Source organism: Micromonospora craterilacus (assembly GCF_003236315.1).
GTDB classification, from domain to species: Bacteria; Actinomycetota; Actinomycetes; order Mycobacteriales; family Micromonosporaceae; genus Micromonospora; species Micromonospora craterilacus.
In genome coordinates this window covers 21,247-27,374 of record NZ_POTY01000079.1, presented here as the reverse complement: position 1 = coordinate 27,374, position 6,128 = coordinate 21,247, and the positions used below count along the sequence as shown (strand labels likewise).

Genomic DNA, 6,128 nt, shown 5'->3' with positions numbered 1-6,128 from the left:
GGGCATGGGGTGGGTGGCCTACGGGGCGACCCCGCCGGCCGTACGCCCCTGGCACGCCGTCGACCTGCCCTGGGTGCCCGGGCTGGACCTGCGCTTCCACCTCGGGGTGGACGGCATCTCCTGGCCGCTGGTGGTGCTGACCGCCCTGCTCACTCTGCTCTGCTGCGCCTACAGCCTCTGGCGGGTGCCGGCCGGCGGCAGCGGGCGGGCGCTGGTGGCGCTGTTGCTGGTGGTCGAGGTCGGCATCCTGGGCACCTTCCTCGCCCTCGACCTGGTGCTGTTCTTCCTCTTCTTCGAGGTCGTCCTGCTCCCGATGTACGCGATCATCGTCGGCTGGGGCGGCGACGGTGCCGACCCGGCGGCGGTCGCCGCGCGGCGGCGGGCGGGCCGGAAGTTCGCGCTGTACACCCTGTTCGGCTCGGTGCTGCTGCTGGTCGGGGTGTACGTCGTGGTGGCCGCCGCCGGCACCGCCGACATCGTCGCGCTGACCGGCGGCACCGACCTGTCCCGGAGCACCCAGCTCGCCGCGTTCACCCTGCTCGCGCTGGCCTTCGCGGTGAAGAGCCCGCTCTGGCCGCTGCACTCCTGGCTGCCGGACGCGCACACCCAGGCACCCACCGTGGGCAGCGTGCTGCTCGCCGGGGTGCTGCTCAAGATGGGCACGTACGGCCTGGTCCGGGTCGCGGTCGGGGTGACCCCGGAGGGTGCCCGCTGGGCGGCACCGGTGCTCGGCGTGCTCGCCGTCGCGGCCATCCTGATCGGCTCGCTGGTCTGCCTGGCGCAGACCGAGCTGAAGCGGCTGATCGCGTACTCCAGCGTCGGGCACATGGGCTTCGTGCTGCTCGGGGTCGCCACGCTGACCGCCACCGGCATCCAGGCGGCGCTGATCGGCAACGTCGCGCACGGCATCATCACCGGCCTGCTGTTCTTCCTGGCCGGTGCGATCAAGGACCGGACGCACACCGGCGCGCTCAGCGAGCTGTCCGGGCTGCGGGAGACCGCGCCGCGGCTGTCCGGGTTGCTCGCGTTCGCGGCGATCGCCTCGCTGGGGCTGCCCGGGCTGGCCGGCTTCTGGGGCGAGGCGTTCGCCGTGGTCGCCGCAGTCGAGGTGGGTGGTGCGCTGTGGATCACGCTGGCCGTGCTGGCCGCGCTCGGCGGGGCGCTGACGGCGGCGTACCTGCTCCGGCTGCTGCGACGGGTGACCCACGGCCGACCCACCCCGGCGGTCGCCGGGCTGCGCCCGGGGCTGGCCGGGGCCGAACTGGTCGCCTGGGTGCCGCTGGTGCTGCTCGCGCTGGCCGTCGGGCTGGCCCCGACGCTGGTGCTGGGCGTCGCCGAGGCGCCGGTGGCGGCCCTGGTGGAGGTGCTCCGATGACGAGGCCGACCGTCCAGCGCGACGCCGACGGGAGGGCGTGACCATGGTGCAGAGCGTCGACAGTGTGGCGTTGCTGCCGGCGTACCTGGCCGCCGGGACGGCCGTGCTGGTGCTCCTGGTCGACCTGTTGCTGGCGCGGCCGGCGGCGACGGTCGCTGCGGCGGCCGGCGGCGCGGTCGCCACCGCGCTGGGCGCGGCGGTGGTCGGTGCCGGCGGTGAGCGCCGCACGTTCTGCGTGGGCACCGACTGCTCGTACGTCTTCGGCGGCCGGGCGGCCCTGGTAGCCGCGCTGGTGGCGCTGCTCGTCCTCGGCGTGCTGGCGCTGTCCGGGCCGCTGCTGCGGGCCGGGCAGACCCCGGTGGGAGAGTTCTGCTTCCTGCTCGCCTGCTCGATGACCGGCGGTGTGGTGCTCGGCGCGGCCGGCGACCTGATCACCCTGATCGTGGCCGTGGAGGTGCTCACCCTGCCGCTGTACATCCTGGTCGGGCTGCGCCGGGGCAGCCTGGCCAGCGCCGAGGCGGCGGTGACCTTCTTCGTGGTCAGCGTGGTGGCCACCACGCTGACCCTGCTCGGCGCCGCGCTGCTCTACGCCGTCACCGGTGGACTGCACCTGGAACGGCTGGGCACCCTTCTCGCCGACGAGTCGCTGCTTGACCTGCCGCTGACCACGGTCGCGGTGGCGCTGGTGGTGGCGGGGCTGGCGTTCAAGGTGGCGGCGGTCCCGTTCCACGCCTGGGCCCCGGCCACGTACGACGGGGCGCCGCTGCCGGTGGCCGCGTACCTGTCGACCGCGTCGAAGCTCGGTGGCGTGGTCGCCCTGCTGGCCGTCGTGCAGCACGCGCTGCCGCCGGGCGTGACCGGGCCGGTGCTGGCCCTGGTCGCCGCGCTGACCATGACCGTGGGCAACCTGGTGGCGCTGCGCCAGCGGCGTACCGTGCGGCTGCTCGCCTGGTCCTCGGTGGCCCAGGCGGGGTACATCCTCGCCCCGCTCGGCGCGCTGGCCCTGGCCGACGCCGAGGCGCGCACCGGCGCGTACGCCGCGGCCCTGGCGTACGCCGTCTTCTTCGTGCTGCTGGAGCTGGCGGCCTTCGCCGGCGTGGTGGCCCTGCGCCCGGCCGGCGCCGACGGCGGCACCCTGGACGACCTGCGGGGCGCGGCCCGCCGGCACCCGTGGGTCGGTGCCGGCCTCGCGTTCGCGCTGGTCGGGTTGGCTGGCCTGCCACCGGCCCTGGCCGGGCTGTTCGCCAAGGTGACGGTGGTCCGGTCGCTGCTCGGCGGCGACGCGGGCTGGCTCGCCCTGGTGGTGGCGCTGAACGCGGTGCTCGGCCTGGCCTACTACCTGCGTGTCGCCGCGTTGCTCTACGCGCCGTCCGGTGACGTCGCCGCGCCCGCCGTGCGGCCGGCACGGGCGGTAGCCGCCGCGCTGGCGGTGGCGACGGTGGTGGCCGTGATCGTCGGCTTCGCGCCGCAGGTCGTGCTCGATCTCGCCGGGAGCTGAACCCGGCCCTCCTTCTCGCATTCCCGGTCATGACTGTCACTCAGGTAACTCTCAGTCATGAGGCGGATGGTTAACGGGTACCGGGTTGTTGTACCGGTCAGCGGATCCCGGCATCCGGGCACCGAAGGAGTGATCGTGCACCACAACCGTCTCAAGACCGCCGCGCTGCTCGGCCTGCTCACCTCGCTGATCCTGGCGGTGGGCTACTGGTTCGGCGGCAGTGGCGGCCTGGTCATCGCCGTCCTCGTGTCGCTGGCCATGAACGGCTTCACCTACTTCTACTCGGACAAGCTGGCCCTGCGCTCGATGGGGGCGCAACCGGTCAGCGAGGCACAGTTCCCGGAGCTGTACCACATGGTCCGTGAGCTGGCCACCGAGGCCCGGCAGCCGATGCCTCGGCTGTACGTGAGCCCGGCCGCCCAGCCCAACGCGTTCGCCACCGGACGTAACCCGCAGAACGCCGCGGTCTGCGTGACCCAGGGAATCGTCGAGATCCTCGACTACCGCGAGCTGCGGGGCGTGATCGGGCACGAGCTGTCCCACGTCTACAACCGGGACATCCTCATCTCCAGCGTGGCGGCCGGTTTGGCCGGCATCATCACCATGGTGGCGAACCTCGCCCTGTTCATCCCGTTGGGTGGCGGCAGCGACGAGGACGGCCCAAACCCGGCCGTGCTGCTGCTCACCATCATCCTAGGCCCGCTCGCCGCGACCGTCATCCAGCTGGCGATCAGCCGGAGCCGGGAGTTCCAGGCCGACGCCTCCGGCGCCGAGCTGACCCGGGACCCGCTGGCCCTGGCCAGCGCCCTGCGGAAGATCCACATGGGTACCCAGCGCCGGCCGCTGCCGGCCGAGGGCCAGCTCACCAGCACCGCGCACCTGATGATCGACAACCCGTTCAAGGGCGGTGGGATCTCCGCCCTGTTCGCCACCCACCCGAAGATGGAGGAGCGCGTCGCCCGGCTGGAGCAGATGGCCGCCCAGACGGCCGGCCCGGTGCGCTACCAGCGCTGACCCGACACCCAACCCCTTCGCCGCCCGCGCCAGGTCCGCCCGGCGCGGGCGGCGCATTTCCGGTACGGCTCAACTCGGCCGCCGGGTGTGAGCGCGCTAACCGTACTGCGGAGCGGGTGTGGGGCGTTAGGGTCTAAACGACTCTCGCTCATTACATTCCCGTGGAGGTGGGCACGTGGCTGGGCTGCGCCGGTACCTGGGTGTCTGGCGGATTCCGGGAGCACCGACGCTGCTGGTCACCGGCATCATCGGGCGGCTCGGGATCGGCATGACGCCACTGGCGTTGCTGCTCGTCGTGGAGCAGGTCACCGGGCACTACTCGCTGGCCGCCGTCGCCGGTGGCTGCTACGCCCTCTCCGGCGCCGCGCTGAGCCCGGTGGCCGGCCGGATCGCCGACCGGATCGGCCCCACCCCGGTGCTGCTCGGCACCGCGATCGCCCACCCGCTGGCCCTGATCGGGCTGCTCTGGTCGGCCCGCTCCGACTCCGCACCCTTCTCGCTGGTGCTGCTCACCGCGGCAGTGGCCGGCGCGTCGTACCCGCCGATGACCGCCGCGATCCGCGGTGCCTGGAACGACCTGACCAGCGTCGCCTCCGGCCGGTACCACCTCCGCAACACCGCGCTCGCCGCCGAGACCACCCTGTTCGAGATCGTCTTCGTGCTCGGCCCGCTGCTCGTGGCCGGTTTCGTCCTGTTCGCCGACGCCGGAGCGGCCCTGGTCGGCTCGGCGGTGGTGACCCTGGTCGGCACCGTGGCGGTGGCGCTCGGACGGACCATGCGCGGCTGGCAGCCGCACTCCCGGGAGCACCAGGCCCGGGGACTCGGCCCGCTGCGGGTCGCCGGCTTCCCGGCGCTGCTGCTCTGCGTGGCCAGCCTCGGCATCGCGTTCGGGGCGGCCGGGGTGACCGTGCCAGCGTTCGCCACCGGCTACACCGCCGACGACCCGAACAGCCTCGCCGGCGTGCTGCTGGCCGTCTGGGGGATCGGCAGCGCGGTGGGCGGGTTCTGGTTCGGCGTCCGGCGCCCGGCCCGGAACATGACCCGTCAGTTCTCCTGGCTGCTCGCCGCGGTGGCGGGAAGCTTCGCCGTCTTCGCCGCGATGTCCACGCCGGTCGCGCTGGGCGTCGCCCTGCTGATCGGCGGGGCCACCATCGCACCGGCACTGACCCTGGAGAACACCCTGGTCGGGCGGATCTCGCCGGCCGGCATGCTGAACGAGGCGTACACCTGGGTGGTGACCATGTCGGTCGGCGCCAGCGCCGCCGGCGGCGCCGTGGCCGGCCTGATCGTGGACCACGCCGGTGGCGTCCCGTGGGCGTTCCTGTTCGCCGGCGGCGCGGTCGCCGTCGGGGCCGTGGTCGCCGCCCTGCCCGCCGGCCCCATCGCCCGCGCGGAGGCCGCCACGGTACGCCTCGACGTCCCGGCCACCGTCTGACCGCGCTCCCGGCGGGTATGCCCGCAGCGTGTTCGCCTTCTTCTCGAACCGACTGGGCTGCCTGGGATCACTCCTGGTCAGCGCGATCCTGACCGTGGTGTTGTTGCTGATCTTCGGCCGCTGATCCTGGTCAGGGATGCTTGTCAGGGACGCAGCGCCCGAAGCAGGTGGTCGACGAGCGCGTCAGCGTACCCGGGGGTGAGCGGCGCGGAACGCAACAGCCAGCGCTGGTACAACGGCGCATAGAGAAGTTCGAGCGCCAGGTCCAGGTCGGCGTCGGCGCGGATCTGCCCGGCCCGCTGCGCGCTGCGCAGCCGCTCCTTCTTGGCCTCGTCAACCGGGGCGGCCAGCCGCTCCCGGTACTGCGCGGCCAACTCGGGGTCGCCCGCGATCTCCAGGTTGAGCGCCCGGATCGGCGCCTCGAACGCCGGATCGGCGAACTCCGCGACGGTGGCCCGCAGCACGGCTTTGAGGTCGGCCTCGATGTCGCCCGTGTCGGGCAGCACCACACCGTCGGCTTCCTCGCTCAACGCCAGGAACGCGTCGAAGACCACCGCCCCCTTGGACCGCCACCACCGGTAGATCGTCTGCTTGCCGACGCCGGCGCGAGCGGCGATGGCCTCGATGGAGAGCTTCGCGTAGCCGACCTCGGCGACCAGTTCGCGGGTGGCTCGCAGGACGGCCTGCCGGGATCGTTCGCTGCGGCGTGCGGGGTCGGGTCGCTTCGGAGCCGGGGGCATGGGTACGAGGGTACCCACAACGAGACGAGACGATCCGTCTTGACGATCGCTCGCCACCGACGCAGA

The 6,128-nt window shown here is 73.3% G+C and carries 5 protein-coding genes; 4 read left to right on the top strand and 1 reads right to left on the bottom strand.

Features of this window, described 5'->3' with window-relative positions:
• The 4 genes from C1I95_RS14615 to C1I95_RS14600 form a co-directional block, all read left to right on the top strand.
• Positions 1-1,375 (top strand): complex I subunit 4 family protein (locus C1I95_RS14615; protein WP_111214373.1); only part of this gene is annotated, 1,375 nt, incomplete at its 5' end.
• A 37-nt stretch (positions 1,376-1,412) separates the two neighbouring features.
• Positions 1,413-2,873 carry an NADH-quinone oxidoreductase subunit N gene (locus tag C1I95_RS14610; RefSeq protein ID WP_111214371.1) on the top strand — a complete coding sequence of 487 codons (1,461 nt, stop codon included), beginning with the start codon at positions 1,413-1,415 and terminating at the stop codon, positions 2,871-2,873.
• Positions 2,874-3,008: 135 nt separating this feature from the next.
• A complete protein-coding gene (htpX, locus tag C1I95_RS14605) occupies positions 3,009-3,887 on the top strand; it encodes a zinc metalloprotease HtpX (protein WP_111214372.1) in 879 nt (292 codons plus the stop codon).
• A 175-nt stretch (positions 3,888-4,062) separates the two neighbouring features.
• Positions 4,063-5,322, top strand: coding sequence for an MFS transporter (locus tag C1I95_RS14600; protein ID WP_111214370.1), 1,260 nt, complete (start codon positions 4,063-4,065; stop codon positions 5,320-5,322).
• A 143-nt stretch (positions 5,323-5,465) separates the two neighbouring features.
• Here the strand turns inward: C1I95_RS14600 and C1I95_RS14595 are convergent, their stop codons facing one another.
• Positions 5,466-6,062: a TetR/AcrR family transcriptional regulator gene (locus C1I95_RS14595; protein WP_111214369.1), complete on the bottom strand. Its 597-nt coding sequence runs from the start codon at positions 6,060-6,062 to the stop codon at positions 5,466-5,468.
• Positions 6,063-6,128 lie beyond the last annotated feature (66 nt).

Excerpts from the sequence above, each read along its gene's own strand:
- C1I95_RS14595 (WP_111214369.1), bottom strand. The coding sequence starts at position 6,062 with ATGCCCCCGGCTCCGAAGCGACCCGACCCCGCACGCCGCAGCGAACGA.